Genomic DNA, 24,446 nt, shown 5'->3' with positions numbered 1-24,446 from the left:
TAGATTTATTTCATTTTTTTAAACTTAAAATCACATGTTTTTATGATTAAGAGAAAAAGGGTCATTTTAATGACCATGGCTGCTTTTTGCCTTAATTTTGCTGCTTATTCTCAGAACATTACTCTGAAAATGAGGAATATAACAGTTAAAGAGGCAATGGACGAACTAAAGAAAAAGAGTGGATATTCTTTTGTCTTCTCATCTTCGGATGTAGATACAAAGAAACGTATTTCAGTGTCGGCTCAAGACGAAAGTTTAGGATCAGTAGTTGACCAGATTCTTGCAAATCAAGGTTTGACATACGAAATTTCAGGAAAAAATATTATTATCAGAAAAGCTTCGGTTAAAGATAATTCTATAAAAGGTAGGCTTATTGATATCAATGGAGATCCTATTATTGGAGCGACTGTAGTAGTAAAAGGTACTAATAATGCCACTATTACAGATATGGATGGAAATTTTGTTATTAAAGCCGGTAGAAATGAAAAGTTGGAAATATCAATGTTGGGATTTACACCACTTGTGGTAACAGGTGCGCAGGTCGGTGGAAAACCTTTGGTTATGAAAGAAGATGTGCAGATGCTTGATGAAGTTGTTGCTATTGGTTATGGTAGTGTGAAGAAAAGTGACTTGACAGGTTCTGTAGTAAATGTTTCTTCAGAAAAACTTATGAATCAGGCAAAGATGAATGACCCTATACAAGGTTTGCAAGGTCAGATTGCCGGTGCTGATATAACTAGTGGTAACGGTCCAGGTTCAACTTCTTCAATAATAATTCGTGGTTACAATACACTTATGCGTTCTGGTGGTGACGCTCCTCTTATTATTGTGGATGATGCTCCATTTCTTGGTTCAATAGATGAAATAAATCCTTCTGAAATTTCAAAAATTGATGTATTGAAAGATGCTTCTTCATGTGCTATTTATGGTGCTCGTGGTGCAAATGGTGTAATTATCATTACAACAAAACGTCCAAATAAAGAAAGTCGCTTGGAAGTTGAATATGATGGTTTCTTCGGTATGGGTAAATCGTTCCGTGATTTTGATGTAATGGATGGAGAAATGTATGCTGCATATAGACAGCAGGCATATATAAATAACGGTGATCCGGATGTAGCATTTGATGATGTTCAGAAAAGAGTTATGGAGTCTGGTAATTATATAGACTGGCAGAAACTGATGTTTGATGACTGGAGTTACAAAACAAACCATAGTTTGACTATTAATACTTCCACAGGTAAAAACCGTAATGTAGTTGTATTAGGTTATAATAAGGACCAGGGTATTATTGACAATATGTCATATCAGCGTTTTACAGGACGATTTACTGGAGAAATGCAGCTTCATGATAAATTCTCTATGGGATATTCTATAAATCTCGCTTTGACAAATAGAGAGGTAGGAGATGCAAATGTTTGGCGTATGGGTATGCGAATGGACCCTTTGTCAGAACTTTATGATGAAGAGGGAAACATGAATTTCTACACAAATAAATGGATGAGGGATGCATCGCTTGGAAATCCTATTTTTGATACTAAGAAGGAAAATGTAGATGTTCAGAAAAACAGAACAAACATTTCGGGTAATCTTAATGCGAATTGGGAGATTATAGATGGATTAAAATTCAAGACTACTTTCACTTATGGTTTTTATGCTAGTGAAGATGGTGCATATTTTGGCCCTAATAGTAATAATAGAAAGCAGATTATGAATGGGGCTAACTTTATGAAATCAACCATTCAGCAGTTGAACTTTACTAATATGCTTAATTATAACAAGCAGTTCGGTTCAAATCATAAATTGGATATTTCATTAGTACATGATATGCAGACATACGATACTAATGCTGTAAGTTTAGCTGGATTTGATATTCCATATTATGGTATGTGGTATAATGTTAATGAAGCACAGCAAAATGTTACATACGGTTCAAATAGAAAAAGATGGACTTTATTGTCATTCATGGGACGTTTGAATTATACTTTGATGGACCGTTATTTGTTTACATTGACAGGTCGTTATGATGGATCTTCACGTCTAGCTAAGGGAAATAAATGGGATTTCTTCCCTTCTGCTGCTTTTGCATGGCGTATTAGTGAAGAAGAATTTGCTGAAGAACTTGAGAACCTTTCAAACTTGAAGTTAAGATTGAGCTATGGTATGTCTGGTAATACAGCTGTAGATGTTTATGCCACTCAAGGAAAATATGGTAGATTCCCTTATAATTTTGGAACAAAGGAAGTACCGGCTTGGGGATATGTACCAACAGAAATTGCAAATCCAGATCTTGGTTGGGAAAGAACAGGTGAGTTGAATCTTGGTGTTGATTTTGGAGTGTTTAATAACAGAATTTCAGGTACAGTTGAATTTTATGAACGTAATACATACGATCTTTTGATGCAGAGGAATTTACCAACATTTACTGGTTATACCTCTGTTTGGCAGAATGTAGGGCAAGTGCGAAACCGTGGTATAGAAATGTCATTACAGTTTGTGCCTATAGAAAAGAAAGATTTCAGACTTTCAATAAGTGCCAATATGAGTTATAATAAGAATGAGATTGTTAAATTATTTAATGGAACAGAAGATTTTCCAGCTAATAATTGGTTTATAGGTAAACCTGTAAGCGTTGATCGTTTTTATGAGTATATTGGTGTATGGCAATTAGATGAGGCTGAAGAGGCTGCCAAATATAAAACAGTTCCTGGTAAGATTAAACTTTTGGATAAAGACCAAAATTTTGTGTATGATCAAGAAGATATGAGCATATATAACAGGATACCAAAATGGCTTGCCGGACTTACAATAAATGCGCAATATAAACAGTTTGATTTGAGTGTATATACATACGGACGTTTTGATTATGGTACACGTATGGGAAGTATTACATACGAAGCAAGTTCTACAAGATTTAATCAAGTTGGTATTAAAGATTTCTGGACAGAAGATAATCCTACAAATGCACATCCTGCCCCAGATATCGTAAAGAATGGATATTTAGGTGGAAGTTCTTGGGCTTGGCGAGATCTTTCTTTTGTTAGAATAAAGAATATCAATTTGGGGTATACTCTTCCAAAAAGTGTTACAGAAAAATTTGGAAGTAAGCATGTTAGAGCTTATTTGGCTGTTGATAATCCATTCTTGTTTACAAGAAAAGATTATAAAGGTATAGGTCTTGATCCTGAAAACTGTAATTCTGAAGATGTTGCTCGCCCTCTTACCAGTTTTATCTTTGGTCTAAATGTTAAATTCTGATTTATAATTATTACTATTATGAAGACAAAATATATATTATCCAGCCTTTTCTTAGGCTTTTTGTCAATGTCCTGTGCTGATTTCTTGGAGGAAATTCCTTATAATAAAGTTACGCAGGGAAATTATTTTACTACTGCTGAAGGTATTAAAGGTGGTATAAACGGTTTATATGGAAGTTTGAGGGATATATATAATACTGAGAATTTCATGAATTTTGCTGAAAGTGAAACTGATATTACTATTTGGCCGTCAAGTGCTGCTCGTCAACCAGTTTTTGCCGATAATGGTTATGTTACGGGTATGTGGAATACATTTTATAATTGTATCAACAGATGTAATGAAGTAATACAATCGTTGGAGAAAAATAATATACCTGGACTTTCAGATGATTTAAAGAATCGTTATCTAGGAGAAGCTAAATTTATTAGGGCTCATATTTATGCACATCTGGTAAAGCAATGGGAAGATATCCCAATGCCACTGACTCCTACTGTAGGTATAGTAACAAAGGCTCCTAAGACGCAAGAGAAAGATGTTTGGGTGCAGATATTGGCAGATCTGGAATTCGCAAAAAATAATTTACCAGAATCATATCCTGCTGATACTGACTATGGAAGGATTACAAAATATGCAGCTCTACATGAACTGGCTTTAAGTTTGTTGACATGTAAAAGAGATGATCCAGCATCTTTGGAATTGGCACAACAGTATGCTGAAGAAGTGATAAAATGTCCTAATTATGAACTTATGGAAAGTACATGGAATTTATGGGATATGTCTTACGTTAGAAATAATAAGGAAGTGATTTTTGCTATTTGTTATTCAAAGGATAATTTACTTAATGGTTCTGGAAATCAGTCGCACATGTATTTTGTTGCTGATTATACGCAGCATAAAGGTTTGACAAGGAGCCTTGAATATGGTCGTCCTTGGATTCGTGTAAAACCAACAAGATATGCATACGAATTGTATTTGAATCCAGAACTTGATGATGAAGCAAATAATAAAATAGCTGATAGACGTGCAAAAGACTGGTTTCTGACTGATTGGAAAATAAATAGTGGTAAAGATTACACTGAAACATTATTTAGTCCATACACAAAACAAGATGAAAAGGTAACAATAAAAAATGGTGAACTAGCAATGATTGCGTGTCCTTGGTATAATACAATAGAAGCTGCTGAATATGCAAAACAATTTTGGCCGGTTTGGGTTTGGATACCAGATCATATGGAACAGTTTGTTAAAGAAACAGGTGGAATACAATCTAAGGATAACCCTAATGGAATTTGGCCATCTAATGTTAAGTTCTGTAAGATATTGTTCTATCCATATTTGAGGAAACATCTAGATCCTACTAGAATTGATGCAAATTATGCTCAAGGTTCTCGTGACGTTTTTGTATATCGTTTAGCAGATACTTATTTACTGGCTGCAGAAGCTGCATTTTTACGTAATGATAAAGAGACTGCTGCTAAATATATAAATGTAGTTCGTGAAAGGGCAGCAAGACCAGAATTTAAGGAGGCAATTAAAATAACTGCTGATCAAGTTACTGCTGATTTTATACTTGATGAAAGAGGACGTGAATTGATTGGAGAAATGAAACGTAGAAATGATTTGAAACGTTTTGGAGTTTATACAAAACGCATGACTGAACTTCATGATAAAATATGGTATTTGGATCCAGCTTATGAATTCGAAGAATATATGGAGAAACGTCCATATCCTAGAAGTTTCTTATTGAGCATTGAAAATCCTGAAGATTTTAAGAATGCTCCTGGATATGGTAATTAAAATAATAAGGTATAAAAAGATTGTTTTTAGGGATAACTTAATTATAACAAAATAGAACAGATATGAATTTTTTACAGACAACTTTATTAACTATCTCTGCCTCGCTGATGATGTCGTGTGCTGAGACTACACAAAAAAAAGATTATTTTTCAGATTTTCCACAAGGAGCAGATCCTATAGAAGTGGGACAGATTGTTGCAAACAGATTTTTATCACGTCCACATTCAAATACCGGTTCTTGGTACACTGAGGAACAACAAAAGGATTCTACATTGTTTAATAATCCGGTTGGATATGTTGTTTATCCGGATGTATGTGCATGGTATGGAGCATTACTATATGCAAAAGAAGTGAAGAATCACGATTTGGTAAATCGTCTTACTGAAAGAGCTGCTAAAGTGGTATATGGAGAAGAAAAAAATCTTATTCCTGTAGCAAACCATGTAGATAACAACGTTTTTGGTGTGATTCCATTGGAGGTTTATGAAAATACAAAGGATAAGCGATTTCTGGATTTAGGACTTTACATGGCTGACGAACAGTTCAAGGAGCTGACTCCAGAAGAGCTTGCTAAGTTGAAGCCTAACGAGCAGAAGTGGTATAATCAGGGACTTAGTTGGAATACACGCATGTGGATAGACGATATGTATATGATTACAATACTTCAGGCACAGGCATATAAAATGACAGGCGACAAGAAATATATAGAACGTGCAGGTAAGGAAATGGTAGTCTATTTGGATGAATTGCAAAAAGAAAACGGTTTGTTCCATCATGCGGATGATGTTCCTATCTATTGGGGACGTGGTAATGGATGGATGGCAGCAGGTATGGCAGAACTCTTAGCCTATCTTCCTGAAAATGATCCGAACAGGGCTAGAATAATGGAAGGATATCTGAAGATGATGGATACCCTATTGAAGTATCAGGATAAGAAAGGTATGTGGCATCAGATATTGGATGATGAGAATGCTTGGGCTGAGACTTCTGGTACTGGTATGTTTACTTTTGCTTTCATAACTGGGGTAAAGAAAGGATGGCTTGATGCTGACGTATATGGACCAGCGGCTCGTAAAGCATGGATTAGTCTGTGTTCGTATATAAATACAAATGGTGATGTTACAGATATTTGTATTGGTACAAATAAAAAGAATGACTACCAGTATTATTTAGATAGAGAAAAAGTTATAGGCGATTTACATGGACAAGCACCTGTATTATGGTGTGCCGCAGCTATTTTGAAATAATTTTAAATAGATTTTCTTCCACAAAAAATTAGATTTTACAGCTATGCGATTCAATAGGTTTCATTTATTAATATTAGTTCTGTTCTCATTGGTACATTTTTCATGTGCCGATGAGATTAAGATAGAAAACGGTGATAAGCCGGAATATGATGATAGTAAAATAGATATTATTAGGGACGCATTTGATACTAAGAGGGACAATGCTTTTTTAGAGCTTAAAGGTAAACCATTGAATGAAGGGGAAATATTAGGACCGATTTCAGGAACTGGAGTAAAATTCTATAGAACATATTGTTACAGTCTGATAGATTTTGCGGCAAAATGTTTTTGGTTGGAAGAAATGAATAATGAAGCCAACGAAGCATTGATCAAACATTGTGAGATATTTGATAATGATTCAGAGGAAAGTAAAAATTGGCCCAATATGAGAGACGGGGATAGCTTTTATTGGGCTTCTGATGAATTGTGCAGAATTGTTGAATATTGGGGAACAAAAGGTACAAGAAAAGCCGGATTGTTGAAACCTGATGTGGAAGCTAAAATTCTACATATGATGTGGATCTTTGTTAAGGACCAGTCATATCTTAAGGAATATAAGGAATTGCCAGTTAATGGAAAAATGGGATATCTCTCTATTGTACCTGCTGATTTTTTACAAAATAATACGTGGGATGTAGAAGGATCAGAAAATCATCATATAATGAGATTTTATACTAAATGGCATTTTTCAAAACTTTTGAAGGATCTGCCTGAATATAAGGATTTGAAAAGTGATGATGGTCATACTCCTTTACAACATTATGAAGCGTGGACATCCTATATAAAACAGTATATAAAGGAAAGAGCTAAGAAAGGCTTGTTTGTAGAATTCGCCAATGATTTGTATGGTATGGAGTCATTGAAGTGTATATATACTTTATATGATTTTGGTGATAAGGAGATCCATGATTTGACAGGTAAATTTCTTGATGTATATTGGGCATCATGGGGGCAAGAGCAAATAGACGGTGTCAGAGGTGGAAGTAAGGCTCGCATATATCAGGGATTGAATAGTATGCGAGGTGATACACATTTCAGAAAATTAGCATGGTATAATTTTGGAATAGGCGGTAAAAGCGTTATTAAAGAGAATATATTTTCCTTTATAACAAGTAATTATAGAATGCAGGATGTAGTCATGGATATTGTTCTTGATGTTCATGGTAAGGGGGATTATGAGGTTCTACAAAGGAAATTAGGTCTTTCTCAGGACGGTAAGAGTTTTAATATACCATATTATAGATTTCGTACAGATGCGGGATTAGTAAGATATAGTTATTGTACTCCAAATTTTATAATGGGAACTTTTCACTGTGAAGCATTGCCTTCACCAATTCTTTCAGATGGAACAACTGGAGGTGATGAATGGACAATGTTAAGTGGCCAAAACAGGTGGATGGGAGTTATATTTGAAGGAAATCATAGTGCACGTATATATCCTCAGTGTGTTCCGGAAGGAAGTAACAGGGGAATATACAATCAACACTGGGGAGTACAGAAGAAGGGATGTATGATAGTCCAAAAGATGAAAAATGATTATAGCAAATATGCTAAGGACTTACGTGTTTGGGTTAGTGACTTTGGAAGACATGAAAAGGCAAGTAAGGATGGATGGTTTTTTGCTTCGTATAACAGTGCATATGCTGCGATAAAATTTGTTTCGGGAGGTTATAAAGAAGATTTTCTTAATGATAATTTATGGCCTGGATATTGGTTGACAGCAAAAGAAGAATATTCTCCTGTTATCATTGAGGTTGACAAGAAGTCCAACTATTCCAGTTTTGATGAATTCCAGAATAAAATTATTTCTCTAAATGTTAATGTTTCAGACAATTTTGTTGAACATACTACATTATATGGTGATAATATTAAGTTCTATACAGATTTTAGTAAACTGGCGGAAGTTAATGGAGAAACAGTTAATTTGATCCCGTCAAAGGTTATGGACAGCCCTTATATACAGTCTGATTATAATTCTGGAATATATACAATTAAAAAAGGTGGAAGAAGTTTGATTATAGATTTTAATGTAACTGACTAATTTATTCATTTGGTTTTTGAAAGTTGATTCTTGCCTATAATTATATTTTTATCATTATAGGTAAGATGGAATTTATGTTTTCTAATTTAATTTTTTTGAAATGAAACTAGCAAAATCAATATTTTTAAGTCTTAGTTTGATGCTTTCGTCATCATTGATGGCTGAAAACTATTCGTGGAAACAGTTGGAACAGATAAGGGATGGTTATGAAACAAGACGTGAAGAAGCCTTTTCGCTGTTAAAAGGGAAAAAACTTGTGCGTGAAAAGGTTATTCCTCCTATATTTTCTGATGGATCAGACTTTTCGCGTCATTATAGTTATTCATTGATAGATTATGCTTTTAAGTGTTTTTGGCTAGGTGAGGATATAAAGGGTGCTAATGCTGCGCTTCTTGAAAATGCAAATTATTATATAGGTTATCCTCGCGCTTATAGTGATAAAGACAGTTTCTATTGGGCTGCAGACGAATTGTGCAAAATTTTGGAATTCTATGGAAGTAATGGAACCAAGAAAAAAGGATTGATAAAGAAGAATGTTGAGGAAAGAATATTGCTTATGATGTGGCAATATTCAAAGCAACAATCAAAAGTTGCAAAAGCTGATTATAAAAACACGAATACTTGGTATGTTGATGAATCGGAGAATCATCATGTACAACGTTTTTATGCCGCATGGCATTTTGCCAAATTTCTTATGGCTCATCCTGAATATGCAGGAAAGAAATATGATGATGGATATACTGTGGAGCAGCATTTTGAGGCATGGAACAAATATATTAAAGAGTGGATTAGAGAAAGAGGAAGAAAAGGGCTTTTTGTTGAAATGGCGAACGACAGTTATGGTCTTGAGACTTTAAAAGGTGTTTATAATTTTTATGATTTCGGCGACAATGAAATGAAAGCCCTTACTAAAGATCTTCTAGATTTATATTGGGCTGCTTGGGCTCAGGAGCAGGTTTTTAGTGTACGCGCAGGAGCAAAAAGTAGGGTATATCCATACGAGGCTCATAAAGGTAAAACTCCATTTAGAAAGATGGCATGGTATTACTTGGGTACAAACGAAATCAATGCTCCATACAATAATCTATACACCCTGATTACAAGTGACTACCGTATGCCATTGTTGGTAATGGATATTGCTATGAATATTGAAGAAAGGGGTAATTATGTTATACAACAACGTAGATTGGGACGTGCTGAAAAAGGCTTTTTTACTCCTCCAAACTATCATGTGACTGAAAATGACGGTTTATTGAGATATACATACTGTACACCGGAATTTATGGCAGGAAGTTTTATGTGCGAGGCACTGCCATACGAAGATTGGGTCTTAATTAGCAGTCAGAACAGATGGGCAGGTATTGTGTATGCTGATGATGCGGATGCACGTATTTATGCACATTGCAAGACTGGACGTGATAACCGTGCGTATAACCAGTTCTGGTGTGTTCAGGAAAAGGGTGCTATGATATTCCACAAACTTGATACAGTGGTATGTAGCCGTGGTGCACATGAAATGAGAATGTGGATTAGTAAGGCTGGTCTTACAAACAGAGTGGAGCGAAACGGATGGATATTCCTGGAAACGAAAGGTACATATACAGCAATGAAATGTGTCGGTAGTGGCTATAAAATTAATGAAGAGAAAAACGGTTATTGGGTCGTAGCTGACAATTGGTTTGCGCCTTTTGTAGTAGAGGTGTCTCCTAAATTAGGATATGGTAGTTATGATGAATTCCAGAATGCGGTTATTTCTACAAAATGTGAAATAAAAGATAACAGGGTGGTGTATCGTTCACTTACAAATGATGAACTTTCATTGCCTGTTGACTATAAAGGTTTGCCAACCGTTAACGGATGTAATGTTGACATTACTCCTACTTGGGGAATGAATAGCCCGTTTGTGAAATCGGTATTTGATAGCGGTATTGTAAGAATTGAAAAGGACGGTAAATCCATTATTCTTGATTTTAACAGAAAAATTTAAAATTAATTCTATGGAATTAAGAATTTCATATATCAGTTTAATTATTTCTCTTATATCCTGCTCATCAGTGCAGGATATAGAGAGAAAAATGGATTCTATTTCAGGAATATATCCAAAACTTGCATACTATAATAATGAAGGAGAATGTGGTACAGGGGCAGTAGTGCCATGGGCTAATCGTTTGTGGGTGGTAACTTATGCTCCGCATTCACATAAAGGGTCGTCGGACAAACTCTATGAAATAACTCCTGGTTATAAACAGATTATTCGTGATGAAAGTATAGGTGGAACACCTGCTAATCGTATGATACACAAGGAAAGTGGCCAGCTCTTCATCGGTCCTTATGTCATAGACTCATTGGCAAATGTAAGAGTTGTTTCATGGAAGGATATGCCTGGAAGGCTTACGGGTAATGCGAGACATTTATCTGATTCTTCCAAAAAGATATTGTATGCTACTATGGAGGAAGGTTTCTATAGTGTAGATGTAAATTCATTGGAGGTAGATACTCTTTATTTGGATGGTAATATGATACCTAAAGAGAAAGGTGTTCCTTTCTATGTTAATGAACTTTTGCCAGGTGCACACGGGAAAGGATTTTATTCCGGACAAGGTGTAGCAGTATTCAGTAATAATGGTGAAAATTCACGTGAAGCGAGATATAAATTTGATGCTGTGTCAGGTGTGTTGGCTGAATGGAACGGAAAAGACTGGTCTGTGGTAAGGCGAAATCAGTTTACGGAAGTTACAGGGCCTGGAGGTATATATGGGAATGAAAATCCTGCTACGGATCCTATATGGGCTACAGGTTGGGATTATAAGTCCATATTGTTAGGTGTAAGAGATTACCGTAAAGGATGGAAATTCTATCGTTTGCCTAAAGCAAGTCACAGTTATGATGGTGCTCATGGATGGAATACAGAATGGCCTCGTATAAGGAATATAGGTGAAAATGGAAATCCGGATTATCTGATGACTATGCATGGTATGTTTTGGAAATTTCCTGGAGATTTTAATGTAAATAACGCAAAAGGAATAAGACCGAGATCTGCCTATCTGAAGGTTATAGGCGACTTCGCACGTTGGAATGGACACTTGGTCTTTGGATGTGATGATTCTGCTCAGAAAGAATTTCTTAATAAGAGAAAGGCTAAGGGAGGGATAGAAGGTCCTGGGCAGTCTAATTCAAATTTATGGTTTACATCAGTTTCAAAACCAGATGAACTTGGACCTGCTACAGCCGATGGAGCTGTATGGGCAAATGAAAATGTAAAGGCTGGAGAGTGTTCAGAACCGTTTCTTTTCTGTGGTTGGTCCAAAAGGTGTGCCTGGATTAAAAATGAAGGTAGTACAGATGCTTCTTTAATATTTGAAGTTGATGTGAATGGTAATGATAATTGGAAAGAAATTGAAAACATAGAGTTGGCTGCAGGTAAATCATCTTATATCTTGTTTAACGAAAATGAAAAAGCTGAGTGGATTCGTGTGAAATCTGAAACAGATACGAAAATTACAGTAAGTTTTAATTACACTTCGGACGATAATAGGAAAAATGTTCCTTCTGAAATGTTTAAAGGACTATATAAAACAGACTGTAATCAATATATAGGAGGTTTATTATATGGATTGGGAGACAACAGAAGGGTTCTTGGATTGGTAGCTCATGAGCTTGTAGATGGTAAGATGATAACTTCCGGATATTATGAAATGGGTGATGAACTGAAACTCGTAAAGAAGGATGATGTCAAGACGGCAGATTTTATAATGTCTAAATTTGCTATTCCTGATTCTATTGTAACGATAGAAGAAAACTCAGTTCTGATTATTGATGACCTTGGAAGAAGATGGCGTTTGCCTCTTGGCTCGGAGGACTATCGTTTACCAACAAATAACGGTCTGCTGCGTATCTGCAGGGAAGTGGCTACGGAAAGAGATTTGTTTTCTTGTATGGGAACATTCTATGAGCTTCCTGCCGAGAATGCTGATGGGTTTGCAAAAATAAGACCTGTGTCAACTCATCCATATCATATTAATGATTATGCTTCATATCGTGGTATGTTGGTAATGACCGGGGTAGACCCAGATAAATCAGAAGGAAATCTCCACATAGTTGTTTCAGATGACAAAAAGGCTGCAGTATGGGTAGGAACTATAGATGATTTGTGGGAAATGGGCAAACCGGTAGGAGTGGGTGGACCCTGGAAAAACACTAAGGTAAAAGCTGGTGAAACATCTGATCCATATCTGATAGGTTTCTATGATAGAAAATATCTTACAATAAAACAGGATTCAGATAAAACTGTTGAGATGAAAGTTGAGGTAGATCCTACTGGTAATGGTGACTGGATTGAGTATGCTTCGTACTCGCTTGAGCCGGGAGTGGCAAAGAATGTCACTTTTGACAATAGCTTCCAGGCAAGATGGATTCGTTTCAGCGTAAATGCCGATACCAACGCGACAGCTTGGCTTGAATATAAATAATTATTCTTTGAATAAAATAATTAATAAATTTTGATATGAGACAACTGATTTTGTTAATAATTTATTTATTGACATTTTTGAATTTATCGGCACAGGTAAATGATAGTATAGTCAATTGGTTCAAGGATGCAAAATTAGGAATGTTCATACATTGGGGGCTTTATTCTCACACAGCAGGTGATTGGAAAGGTCGCCCTTCTAAAGGTGCAGAGCACTTTATGCTTTATGAACGTATACCATTAAAAGAATATGCCAAAATAGCTAATGTATTTAATCCTGTAAATTTTAATGCTTCAGATTGGGTTAAGAAGGCTAAGTATGCGGGTATGAAATATATGATAGTTACTGCAAAACATCATGATGGATTTGCTATGTATGACTCTAAGGCGAGTGATTACAATATAGTGAAGACAACACCTTTTGCAAGGGATCCTATGACTGAAATTATAAAAGCCTGTAGGGAAGAAGGTCTCAAGTTTGGCTTTTATTATTCTTTGGGAAGAGATTGGGAAAATCCGAATGTTCCTACAAACTGGCCGGTAAAGGGAGGAAGAAGTAATACATGGGATTATCCGGATGAGGATAATAAGCGTCTTGAAATATATATTGAAGAAAAGGTAAAACCTCAAATAACAGAGTTGCTTACGAATTATGGTAAAATTGATTTTATATGGTTCGATACTCCTGAATTAGTGACGAAAAAACAGAGTCTTGAGTTGAGAAAGTTGATATTTGAAATACAACCGAACTGTATGGTTAATCAACGTATTGGTAATAATTGTGGAGATTATGAAATAGTTGAACAGAAACTTAATAATGATATAAGAAATGAACCTTGGGAAGCGTGTTTGACCATGGGGAAGAATTGGTCTTTCAATAAATATGATACGATTTATAAAAAAACGGACGTGCTAATTAGGCATTTTGTGGATATAGTAAGTAAAGGAGGGAATTTATTATTGAATATAGGTCCAGATGGTAAAGGATGTTTTCCTGTACAAACAGAACCAGGTCTGTTGGAGTTTCATAAATGGTTGGGAAAATATGGTGAGGCTATATATGGTACTCGACCTTGGAGGGTTTATGGAGAGAATCTTATGCAGCAAGTGAATAAAGAACGTATTAATGAGAATTTTCATGATGCTGAGTATGATGGGACACCTCAAGAAATTGTATCTGATTTCAGATATACGTATAAAAATAATGTTGTTTATATCATAGCTAGACATATAGAAGATAAAGATTTTATTTTACATTCTTTTACTTCTGATGATAAAATAAAATCTATTGAAAGTATGGACTCAAGTATGAATGTAGAATGGGACTTCATAGATAGTAAGTTGAGAATATCTGTAGGTGGTAAGCGAAATGATTCAATATATGTACTGAAAGTGAAATTAGTAGATATACAATAAAATTATTGTGTAGATATTTATTGTCGTTTTATTTGAATTCTTAGTTAAGTGTATAATTTACAGAAATTGAAATTAAGTTTAAAATATTTGATATGAAAGTCAGACAAATAAATATGATTATTCCAAAAATGATATTCGCTGGAATGGTTTTGTTCTCATTTTCTTGTAATGAAAGTAAAAATTATAGTATTAAGCGTGCAGAATATCTTGAAAGTTCTGTATGGGATGTTTCATCGTGGATTTCTGTGGCAAATACACCGGTAGTGACTGGAAAAATTGTTGATGGAATGCGTTCGGCAGACGGAGCAAATTGGTTTTATTCACAGATAAAAAATAATAAAAAGGTTTCTTCTGCCATTTGGATGACTACAAGTTTAGGTATTCATGATATTTATTTAAATGGAAGTTTGATTGGTGATGAAATATTTAAACCCGGATTCACTCATTATGAAAAGACAAAACTCTCATTCACTTATGATATAACTGATGCTTTTAATAAAGATGATGGAGCGGAAAATATTCTGTCGGCACAGGTTACTCCGGGATGGTGGGCAGACAAAATAATAACTCCTAATGGTAGCGAAGGTATGAAAGGTAAGAAATGTGCTTTTCGTTCTGTTCTTGAATTGACATACTCTGATGGAAGTAAGGAACTGTTTGGAACTGATACAAAGAATTGGAGAGCTGGTATTGCTGGTCCGGTAACTCATGCTTCAATATTTGATGGGGAAGAATATGATGCCAGGATACTTCCAGGATACAAGACTCCGGAAAAGTTGTCTGTACCGGAAATTAATACAGAGTTTAATGGTGAAATATTGCCTTCAGAAGGTGCTGAAGTATATTTCCGACCAGATATTGCACTCAATCCAGTAAAAGCATATATATGGAAAGGTATAACTGGAGAGAGTGAAGAAGACTATGGAAAGATTGTTGTTATTAAGGAATTTAAACCAGGTGAACAGCTGATTGTGGACAAGGGAGAAAACCTTGTAATAGATTTTGGTCAGAATTGTGCTGCTGTTCCTTCATTTGTTTTTAAGGCTGAGGAAGGTACGGTTTTGGAGTGTTTTCCTTCAGAACTTCTAAATGATGGCAATGGAGCAAAAAGTCGAGGTATGGATGGACCGGAGGGAAGTGTTCACCGTTTGAATTTGCGAATACCTGACAATGGCATGAAACTTAAATATATATTTGCAGCATCAAATTCGTTTGTGGAATTCTGTCCACGTAATACATTTTTCGGTTATCGTTTTGTCTCGATTACAGCTTCTGATAAAGTATGTATTAATAGTATAAAATCTGTTCCTGTTACTTCTATAAAGAAAGAAATGGAGACCGGAAAAATCATTACCGGAAATGAAATGATTAACAAGTTGATTTCTAATACAGTATGGAGTATGCGTTCAAACTATCTTTCTGTACCTACTGATTGTCCTCAACGTAATGAACGATTGGGATGGACTGCCGATACTCAGGTCTTTGCAGAAACAGGTTCTTTTTTTGCCAACACTTCCTCTTTCTTTCATAAATGGATGCGTGACTTGATGGATTGCCAAAGTGAAAAAGGTGGTTTCCCTGGGGTTGCACCATTTGGCCAATATGGAGTTGAAATGATGAGATTTGGATGGGCTGATGCAGGTATTATCGTTCCATGGACAGTCTGGAAACAGTACGGCGATACAAACATAATTAATCAGTGTTGGAATTCTATGGAGAGATTTATCAATCATGTCTATGAAACAAAATATGATCATAATTTATTGAAGGAAGAAAATAGAAATTATCAGTGGGCAGATTGGCTTAGCTATGAACCGTTGGAAAGTTGGGGAGGAGGAGCTTTTGGTAAAGATGCAAAAGGTAAGCGTACCCCACTTCCAGAGGCTGTAGATTATTGGAATTATTTGGGCGCTTCATACTGGATGATTGATGCAGGAATGATGCGTGATATGGCTATGGCTACTGGGCGTGATGCTTCACGTTATGAGATGATGATTGAAGAATCGAAGAAATACATTAAAGATAATTTCTTGAGTTCAGATGGCGAGTTTAAGACTGCTATTCTTAATACAATGCAGACACCGGCACTTTTTGCACTTAAAAATGGAATTGTGGAAGGAAAAGCTAAAGATTTAATGATAGAGCGTTTGAGGAGGAATTTTGCTGAACATGATAATTGTCTTCAGACTGGTTTCCTGGGAACTTCTATTCTTATGCCTGTATTGACGGAAAACGGAATGGCGGATATAGCATTGAATCTGCTCTTTCAGAGGAAAAATCCAAGCTGGTTATATTCCATTGATAATGGAGCCACTACGATATGGGAAAGATGGAACAGTTATACGATAGAGTATGGAATGGGACCTAGAGGAATGAATAGTTTTAATCATTATGCATACGGTGTTGTATGCGAATGGATTTGGAAGAGTGTTGCCGGAATAGCGGCTGATACAGCCAATCCTGGTTTCAAGAATATTATAATGAGACCTGTTCCTGACAAAAGGTTAGGTTTTGTCGATGCTGTTTATGATTCAGCTTCCGGACAAATTAAGAGTTCATGGAAATATGAAGGTGATAAATGGATTTGGGAATTCACAGTTCCAGAGGGTTGTACGGCTTCTGTAACTCTTCCAGGTGAAAATGAGGCTAAAATGTATGGTGCTGGATCATATAGGATTGAGCGGTAAAGTATATATAATTAATCTTTCTTTTATTAATAGTTATATGGATAAAAAGTGTTTAATACAGTCCTTGGCTTTCTTTATTTTAGTACTATGGACTATAGATTTATCGGCCAAAGTTTCTTTGCCTTCCTTATTATGTGATAATATGGTAATACAAAGAGATACACAAGTTTGTTTGTGGGGTAAGTCAGATGCAAAGAACATTAGTGTCAAAACATCATGGAATGATAAGATTTATAAAGTTGATGTGTCAGAGAATGGGGATTTCAAGGTAATGGTTGATTCTCCTTCTGCCGGTGGTCCATATAATATTGAGTTTAACGATGGTGATAAATTATTGTTGAACAATGTAATGTCCGGTGAAGTGTGGATATGTTCAGGGCAGAGTAATATGGATATGCCAGTTTCAGGTTATCCAGGACAACCAACAGAAGGTGCAATGGAGGCAGCTATCGAAGCTAAGGAATATCCAATACATTTGTTCAGTGTGAAACGTGAGCTTTCTTCTACACCTAATTACCAATGTAGTGGTATTTGGGAGGCACATTCTGCCCAGGCCGTTATGCATTCAAGCGCTACAGCTTACTTTTTTGCCAAAAATCTGTATAAATATTTGAAGGTTCCGATTGGTATCATTGTTTCAGCCTGGGGAGGTACATCTATTCTAAGTTGGATGTCGGAGAATTCTGTAAAGAGCCTTCCTTCGGATGTTGTAGATGCTTGTGTAAAGCGAGATTCAAGGGAACAGAATTTGCCTGGAAGATTATATAATGCAATGATAAATCCTTTAAGGAATTATACAGCAAGAGGCTTTATCTGGTATCAGGGAGAACATAATCTTCAGGAACATCTGACATACGATATAATGATGAAGACTATGGTTGATGAATGGAGAAATATATGGAATGATAAATATGGGCTGATGCCTTTCTATTTTGTTCAAATAGCTCCTTACAGATATTTTAACGATTCAAATGGAACACAGCGTCCTTTGATTGTTGAGGCTCAAAAACGTTCATTAAGTATAATACACAATTCCGGTATGGCTACAACTACTGATATAGGAGAAGAGTTTTGTATTCATCCGGCAAAGAAGCCTGTTGTTGGTCAACGCCTTGCAGTGTGTGCATTAAATGGTACGTACAACGTTAAAGGGCTTTGTGTAAGTGATATAAAAATTGACAAAATACAGTATGATTCCGATAAAGCTGTCATTAAATTTAATAGTGATTTTAAGAGCGTTTATCCAGCGCATATTAAAGGGTTTGAGATTGCGGGTGATGATAAAAAATTCTATCCGGCGGAAGCTGTATTTAGGAAAGGAACTGTAGAAGTCCGTTCGGATAGTGTAAAGTCTCCTAAGGCTGTAAGATATGCATTCAGAAACTATATTGAAGCCAATATGAAAAATGCCATGGGGGTAGCTGCAAGTTCTTTTAGAACGGATAATTGGAATAATTGATATTCTTATAATGGTGGATTTATAGGTTTGTAAATAAATCTCTATGTTGATTCTAATGTATAAAGACTAATATGAGGGTTTTTAATCTACTGAAAATTTAAATTATTACATAGAAAAATGAATACAAAAATAAAATCTCAGTTAATAGCTTTTTTATCAGTTTTTGCAATACATGGTAATGCAGATTCGGTTTTTCCTGATGGGGAAAAAATATCCGGTTGGTTCAGTGATAAAACCATAGTTGATATTAATTCTTTGGGAGAAAAATATAATGTATTAGATTATGGAGTTATAAACGATAGTACAATCTTACAGACTGATAAATTACAGAGAGTTATAGATTTGGCTACGATTAAAGGTGGGGTTGTAGTGGTGCCTAAAGGAACTTTCCTCACGGGGGCTTTATTTTTTAAACCCAATACACATTTATATATAGAAGAGGGAGGAAAAATTAAAGGAAGTGATGATATATCAGATTATCCAATAGTTGATACCAGAATTGAAGGGCAAAACATTAAATATTTTCCGGCAGTTGTAAATGCAGACAATGTTGATGGATTTACTGTTTCCGGAAAAGGTACTATTGACGGAAATGGACTTAGATATTGGAAATCATTTTGGTTGAGACGTAAATTTAATCCGGATTGTACAAATCTGGATGAAATGCGTCCGAGAGTTTTGATTGTTTCAAATTCTGATAATGTACAGATTTCTGGGATAAGGCTTATAAATTCGCCATATTGGACTACTCATTTTTATAAATGTGAGAACGTGAAAATGTTGAATCTCTATATATATGCACCGGCAAAACCTGTTGGAGCACCAAGTAGTGATGCTGTTGACATTGATGTATGCAAGAATTTCCTTATCAGTGATTGTTTTATGTCAGTAAATGATGATGCAATATCTCTGAAGGGTGGAAAAGGGCCATGGGCCGATAAATCAAGTGATAATGGCTCGAATGTGAATGTCATTATTGAAAACTGTAACTTTGGTTATTGTCATTCGGCTTTGACATGTGGAAGCGAATCTATTCATAATAGAAATATAATTCTAAGAAACTGTAGAGTGGATAAAGCAGACAGACTTCTTCATCTGAAAATGCGCCCAGATACTCCACAGCTATATGAATATTTGCTGATAGAGAATATTAAAGGTAATATGAAATATATGTTGTATGTCAGACCGTGGACTCAATTCTTCGATCTTAAAGATAGAAAAGATGTTCCGTTGTCGTCAGCAAAAAATATAACTTTTAATAATGTTGATTTAGTATGTGATAAGTTTGTAGAGATAGAGAAATCTGAACAATATGTCCTAAGTGATTTTGATTTTAAAAATATGGAAATTTCTTGTAAAGAGATTGGGGTCGATCCTAAAAAACTTGATTTTCTTTCTATCTATAATGTTTCTATAAATAATAAGAAGTATTAATTATTATGAAACGCTTTTTTGTTTTATTGAATGTTTGCCTGATTGCTGTTGTTTTTTTTGTGTCATGTGGTCGTGGCGGAAAGAATAATAAAAGTGTAGACAATCAGAATAAATTTATGCATTTTGCAGACACAACAAGTGATGGGAGACGATTCTCAAAGGATCCTCATGTGGTTTATTTCAAAGGAAAGTATTTAATGTATTATTCTATTGGAGCAGGAAAGGGTACAGTATGGAGTATTGGTGTCGCAGAAAGTTCTAATTTAAATGAATGGAAACCAATAGCGCGAATAAACCCAGTAGAAGCCTACGAACAGAAAGGTTTTTGTGCACCATGTGCTTTGGTCAGAAATGATACTGTTCATCTATTTTATCAGACTTATGGTAATGGCGCCAATGATGCAATATGCCATGCCTGGTCTGTGGATGGAACAAACTTTGTTCGTAACAAGACAAATCCAATTTTCTCACCGCATAAGTCTGACTGGAACTGTGGCAGAGCGATAGATGCGGAAGTTGTATTTATAAATAATAAATATCATTTATATTATGCTACAAGAACACCTGATTTTGTAAAACAGATAATAGGGGTTGCCTTTGCTCCGGCAGGTACCAATTTCGATAAAAATGATTGGATACAAACTGTAGATAAACCTATTATGGTTCCAGAATATCCTTGGGAGGAAACGTGTATAGAGGGAGCGTCTATATTGAATCGTGATAGTGTGTTTTATATGTTTTATGCAGGAGCATATAATGTTCGTCCTCAACAAATAGGTGTGGCTAAAAGTTATGACGGTATAAAATGGGAGAAACTTAGTAACAAACCTTTTTTGGAAAATGGAGATCCTGGAACGTGGAATTATTGTGAGTCAGGACATCCACATATTTTTAAGGATAAAAATGATGATACTTACTTGTTTTATCAGGGTAATAATGATAATGGTAAAACTTGGTATTTATCGAATGTAAAAGTGAATTGGAAAAACGGTGTTCCTAATATTAAATAAATCATGGAAACTACAAGTAATCTTTTAAAGTATTTTATATTGGCAATAATTGCATTTTTGCAAATCAGTGAATCAAAAGCATATTATATCCCCAATGGTAATGGAATAACATGTATAAACGGAAAAAACCGTTTTACAAGGGCTATATATGGAACAAACTCTCCGTTTCGTTTCGAGACAAGCGACTTCCCCGAAATAGGACTCTATATGCCGAACATGGGGGGAAGCGTATATTTTGCGATAAAGAACGGAGATAAGATAAAATGGATAAGCAAGGCTGAGAATATTGAGGCTACTTACCTGTCAGGAAGCAGGAAATATGTTATTTCGGACAGTGAAATATTGGGAACTGGAAAGCTCATTATGGAGATGTTAGCTTGGGCTGATGCAGACGGGGTTATAGTTAAACTTGAAGGAGAAAATCTGCCGGAAGAGTTCAGACTGATATCATTCGTTGGTGGTGCTACAGACGAACATTTCAGACGTGAAGGTGATATGGGAGCAGATCGTTTTGACTGTTTTTACATTAAGGCTGAGAACTGTAAGGGTAACTTGTTTAAATTACATAAAAACACGTTCACTTTAAATTACGGTACCAAGCAGGAAAGACAGCTTTATGGTGTAATGCCTGAAAATTCAATGCTCAGAGTTGTCAATGCCGATTACATCAATGAAACGCCGGATAAGTTGGTCAATTCCGGAAAGAATGAAGAAAAGCAGCTTCTTATGGCAGTGTCGGAGATAAAGGGCACTGAATACATGGGGATAGTAAATCCGCTTACTACTCCTCTTGAGGCTGCAAGAAATCTTTCGGCGCATTTCGCTTTAGCAGACAAATACAGGAATGATGTCGCAGGAAAAATAAAACTTATCACTCCGGACAAGTATCTGAACCCTGTAGGAGGTAATCTTGCGATGGCGGCAGATGCGGTTTGGCAGGCTCCTACTTATTTACATGGTGCCATAGGATGGAGAATACCATTGTTGGGATGGAGGCATTGTTACATCGGGGATTTCTTGGGATGGAGAGAAAGATCACGTTCTCATTTCGATTATTATGCGGATTTGCAATTGACGGAGATGCCTGACAAACCTGTTACAATGGATGAGAAACAGAGATTTGCGAGGTCTAAATATGTATTGGGTACTCCAATGTACAGTAGCGGTTATATAGCAAACTGTCAGGATAATGAACTTTATTTCTACGACATGAACTTGGTTTATATTGACGCATTGCTTTGGCATATTAACTGGACTGGCGATTTGGAGTATGCCAAGAAAATGTGGCCTGTGCTGGAACGCCACCTGGCATGGGAAAAGAGAACCTTCGACGCTAATAATGACGGACTTTATGATGCTCTATGCTGCATTTGGGCAAGCGATGCCCTTCAATACAGCGGTGGGGATGTGACTCATTCTTCCGCATATAATTACCGAGCAAACAAGATGGCTGCGATTATAGCAGAAAAGATAGGTGTTGACGGAACTAAGTATGAGAAAGAGGCGTCTTTAATAAAATGTGCAATAGACAATACTTTATGGATAAAGGATAAAGGATGGTGGGCTGAGTATAAGGGCAATATCAAAAATACCCAGTTACATGAGAGTGCTGCCGCATGGACTATATATCATTCTATAGATTCTGAACTTTCGGAAGATAACCTGCAGGGTTATCAGGCAGGACGCTATGCGGTGAAAGGACTTCCTCATATGCCGGTGATTAATCCCGAAACCGGAAATGCGGAATATAGCGTTGTTTCCACTACCAACTGGATGCCTTACGAATGGTCTGTAAACAATGTAGCGCTTGCAGAATCTGCTCATACAGCTCTGGCGTTATTCCAGACCGGAATGAACGAGGATGCATACAGGCTTATGAAAGGGGCTGTGATAGACGTGATGTATAAGGGTAAAAGTCCGGGCAATTTCGGCATGACCACCTCATACGATATCATAGGTGAGGTATATCGTGATTTCAGCGACGGTGTCGGTATTTTCGGACGTCTTCTTGTACAGGGACTGTTTGGTATAAATCCTGATGCTTTGAATGGAAAGATAAATCTTATACCTGGATTTCCGAAAGTCTGGAATAATGCATCTTTAGAAACTTCTGATATTGCTTTCTCTTTTGAAAGGAACGGTATGAAAGATAGATATATAATTACTCAGAAGATGGATAATACATTGGAACCGGTACTGAAAGTGACTGCTATTTACGATAAGGTGAAAGATGTGAAAGTGAATGGAAGCAGGGTTAAGGGTCGTTTTGTCTCTTATGTCGGAAAACCGGTTTTCGAAATTCCCTGTCCTGCGGATGCGGAAAGTATGATTGAAATAGAATGGGCAGGCAATCCTATAGCTCAGGCTGATTACAAATCTGTAGTTGCGCATGGTGAGAAGATGAATGTACAGCTCGACAGACTTCAGACTCTAGTGGGAATAAACGATCCTCAGGGAGTCCTTTCGGATGTGAAAGTGAACAAGAAATCATTCTCAGGAACAGTTTCAGGCGTAAATGGTCATAGGACACTGTTTGCAGAAGTCATACAAGGAAATGCTATATGGCTGATGCCTATAGAAACAGAAGTGAGAGATGTTCTTGAAATAATCCCATCGGAAGAATATACAGACAGAATTGGATTCAGATTCAGAAACAACAGCGATAGAGATATCAATTTGAAATATACTGTTAATGGTAATAAGGCAGGAGAATGTACAGTGACAGCCGGTTCCTTATCCGTAGAATTTACGGCAGCTGGTGATATGGTGTTCATGGGTACAAACGAGATATGCGCCGAGTTTGTAGACGGAAAAATAGTTGAAGGAAAGGTAGTAAATTGGAATATAAGAAACTCAAACAATGTGAAATATAGTAGAATTAATGTATCATCAGCTTTTAATGAAAAGGTTTCTGATATATTTAAGAATAAATATCTTTCTCCACGCTGGCAATATACTACATTGCAACAGCCTATACATGGGTTTGGCGACTGGTGTGTTCCAAACAGAGATCCTAAGATTGCAGAAATCTGTTTTGGAGACAAACTTGTTGGAGATTTCCTTAAAACTGAAATAGGTGTGCCTTTCGATACCAATAACGGAGCTGAAAGAAACAATATAATTTTTACTTCGCTTTGGGATAATTTTCCGGACAGTATTTCCATCGATATTGATGGTATGGCAAGACATGCTTATCTATTGATGGCAGGTTCTACAAACCACATGCAGAGCCGCTTTGTTAATGGAGTCGTAACAGTGGTATATAAGGATGGCACTTTTGATGAGTTACAGCTTAAGAATCCGGATACGTGGGTTCCTATCGAACAGGATTTCTACATCGATGAATATGCTTATAAGATTGAAACTCCAAAACCATATCGAGTGATGCTTAAGGACGGTCTTTGTTCGAGAGACCTGACAAAGGATTTGGAACTTAAAATGAAAGCAAAACGTATGATTGACGGTGGTGCAGCCGTAGTACTTGATATACCTCTTGATGGTACGAAGGAAATTGATAGTCTTGTTCTTAAGACTACAGCATATGAAGTTATAATAGGACTTATGGGTATAACATTGGCAAACTGATTTTATTA

The 24,446-nt window shown here is 36.1% G+C and carries 12 protein-coding genes; all 12 read left to right on the top strand.

Features of this window, described 5'->3' with window-relative positions; all coding sequences use genetic code 11:
* The first annotated feature begins 42 nt into the window (after window positions 1–42).
* Window positions 43–3,255, top strand: a complete 3,213-nt coding sequence (locus tag Q0486_RS04185) for a TonB-dependent receptor (protein ID WP_299230522.1) — start codon at window positions 43–45, stop codon at window positions 3,253–3,255.
* An 18-nt stretch (window positions 3,256–3,273) separates the two neighbouring features.
* A complete protein-coding gene (locus Q0486_RS04180; RefSeq protein ID WP_299230521.1) occupies window positions 3,274–5,052 on the top strand; it encodes a RagB/SusD family nutrient uptake outer membrane protein in 1,779 nt (592 codons plus the stop codon).
* A 62-nt stretch (window positions 5,053–5,114) separates the two neighbouring features.
* The gene (locus Q0486_RS04175) at window positions 5,115–6,299 is read left to right on the top strand and encodes a glycoside hydrolase family 88 protein (protein WP_299230519.1); all 1,185 of its coding nucleotides are present in this window, start codon (window positions 5,115–5,117) and stop codon (window positions 6,297–6,299) included.
* 43 nt (window positions 6,300–6,342) lie between these two features.
* The gene (locus Q0486_RS04170) at window positions 6,343–8,379 is read left to right on the top strand and encodes a hypothetical protein (protein WP_299230517.1); all 2,037 of its coding nucleotides are present in this window, start codon (window positions 6,343–6,345) and stop codon (window positions 8,377–8,379) included.
* A 100-nt stretch (window positions 8,380–8,479) separates the two neighbouring features.
* Window positions 8,480–10,366 (top strand): hypothetical protein, encoded by a 1,887-nt coding sequence (locus tag Q0486_RS04165; RefSeq protein ID WP_299230515.1) that lies wholly within the window; start codon window positions 8,480–8,482, stop codon window positions 10,364–10,366.
* A gap of 10 nt (window positions 10,367–10,376) precedes the next feature.
* On the top strand, window positions 10,377–12,848 hold the full coding sequence (locus tag Q0486_RS04160; RefSeq protein WP_299230513.1) for a hypothetical protein: 2,472 nt from the start codon (window positions 10,377–10,379) through the stop codon (window positions 12,846–12,848).
* Between the two features lie 35 nt (window positions 12,849–12,883).
* Complete coding sequence (locus Q0486_RS04155) at window positions 12,884–14,263, top strand: alpha-L-fucosidase (RefSeq protein WP_299230512.1); 1,380 nt, start codon at window positions 12,884–12,886, stop codon at window positions 14,261–14,263.
* A gap of 143 nt (window positions 14,264–14,406) precedes the next feature.
* Window positions 14,407–16,950, top strand: coding sequence for a family 78 glycoside hydrolase catalytic domain (locus Q0486_RS04150; RefSeq protein ID WP_299230576.1), 2,544 nt, complete (start codon window positions 14,407–14,409; stop codon window positions 16,948–16,950).
* 142 nt (window positions 16,951–17,092) lie between these two features.
* On the top strand, window positions 17,093–18,409 hold the full coding sequence (locus Q0486_RS04145; protein WP_299230511.1) for a sialate O-acetylesterase: 1,317 nt from the start codon (window positions 17,093–17,095) through the stop codon (window positions 18,407–18,409).
* Window positions 18,410–18,526: 117 nt separating this feature from the next.
* A complete protein-coding gene (locus tag Q0486_RS04140; protein ID WP_299230509.1) occupies window positions 18,527–19,843 on the top strand; it encodes a glycosyl hydrolase family 28 protein in 1,317 nt (438 codons plus the stop codon).
* A gap of 5 nt (window positions 19,844–19,848) precedes the next feature.
* Window positions 19,849–20,853, top strand: coding sequence for a family 43 glycosylhydrolase (locus Q0486_RS04135; protein ID WP_299230507.1), 1,005 nt, complete (start codon window positions 19,849–19,851; stop codon window positions 20,851–20,853).
* A 3-nt stretch (window positions 20,854–20,856) separates the two neighbouring features.
* Window positions 20,857–24,438: a DUF4450 domain-containing protein gene (locus Q0486_RS04130; RefSeq protein WP_299230505.1), complete on the top strand. Its 3,582-nt coding sequence runs from the start codon at window positions 20,857–20,859 to the stop codon at window positions 24,436–24,438.
* Window positions 24,439–24,446: the final 8 nt, after the last annotated feature.

Source organism: uncultured Bacteroides sp. (assembly GCF_937912035.1).
Taxonomy (GTDB): Bacteria; Bacteroidota; Bacteroidia; order Bacteroidales; family Bacteroidaceae; genus Phocaeicola.
This window is presented reverse-complemented; position numbering and strand designations above follow the sequence as displayed.

Bases quoted from the DNA above. Each gene is read 5' to 3' on its own strand.
- Q0486_RS04155 (WP_299230512.1), top strand. From the start codon at position 12,884: ATGAGACAACTGATTTTGTTAATAATTTATTTATTGACATTTTTGAAT.
- Q0486_RS04140 (WP_299230509.1), top strand. From the start codon at position 18,527: ATGAATACAAAAATAAAATCTCAGTTAATAGCTTTTTTATCAGTTTTT.
- Q0486_RS04180 (WP_299230521.1), top strand. From the start codon at position 3,274: ATGAAGACAAAATATATATTATCCAGCCTTTTCTTAGGCTTTTTGTCA.
- Q0486_RS04170 (WP_299230517.1), top strand. From the start codon at position 6,343: ATGCGATTCAATAGGTTTCATTTATTAATATTAGTTCTGTTCTCATTG.
- Q0486_RS04185 (WP_299230522.1), top strand. From the start codon at position 43: ATGATTAAGAGAAAAAGGGTCATTTTAATGACCATGGCTGCTTTTTGC.
- Q0486_RS04160 (WP_299230513.1), top strand. From the start codon at position 10,377: ATGGAATTAAGAATTTCATATATCAGTTTAATTATTTCTCTTATATCC.
- Q0486_RS04150 (WP_299230576.1), top strand. From the start codon at position 14,407: ATGGTTTTGTTCTCATTTTCTTGTAATGAAAGTAAAAATTATAGTATT.
- Q0486_RS04135 (WP_299230507.1), top strand. From the start codon at position 19,849: ATGAAACGCTTTTTTGTTTTATTGAATGTTTGCCTGATTGCTGTTGTT.
- Q0486_RS04130 (WP_299230505.1), top strand. From the start codon at position 20,857: ATGGAAACTACAAGTAATCTTTTAAAGTATTTTATATTGGCAATAATT.
- Q0486_RS04175 (WP_299230519.1), top strand. From the start codon at position 5,115: ATGAATTTTTTACAGACAACTTTATTAACTATCTCTGCCTCGCTGATG.
- Q0486_RS04145 (WP_299230511.1), top strand. From the start codon at position 17,093: ATGGTAATACAAAGAGATACACAAGTTTGTTTGTGGGGTAAGTCAGAT.
- Q0486_RS04165 (WP_299230515.1), top strand. From the start codon at position 8,480: ATGAAACTAGCAAAATCAATATTTTTAAGTCTTAGTTTGATGCTTTCG.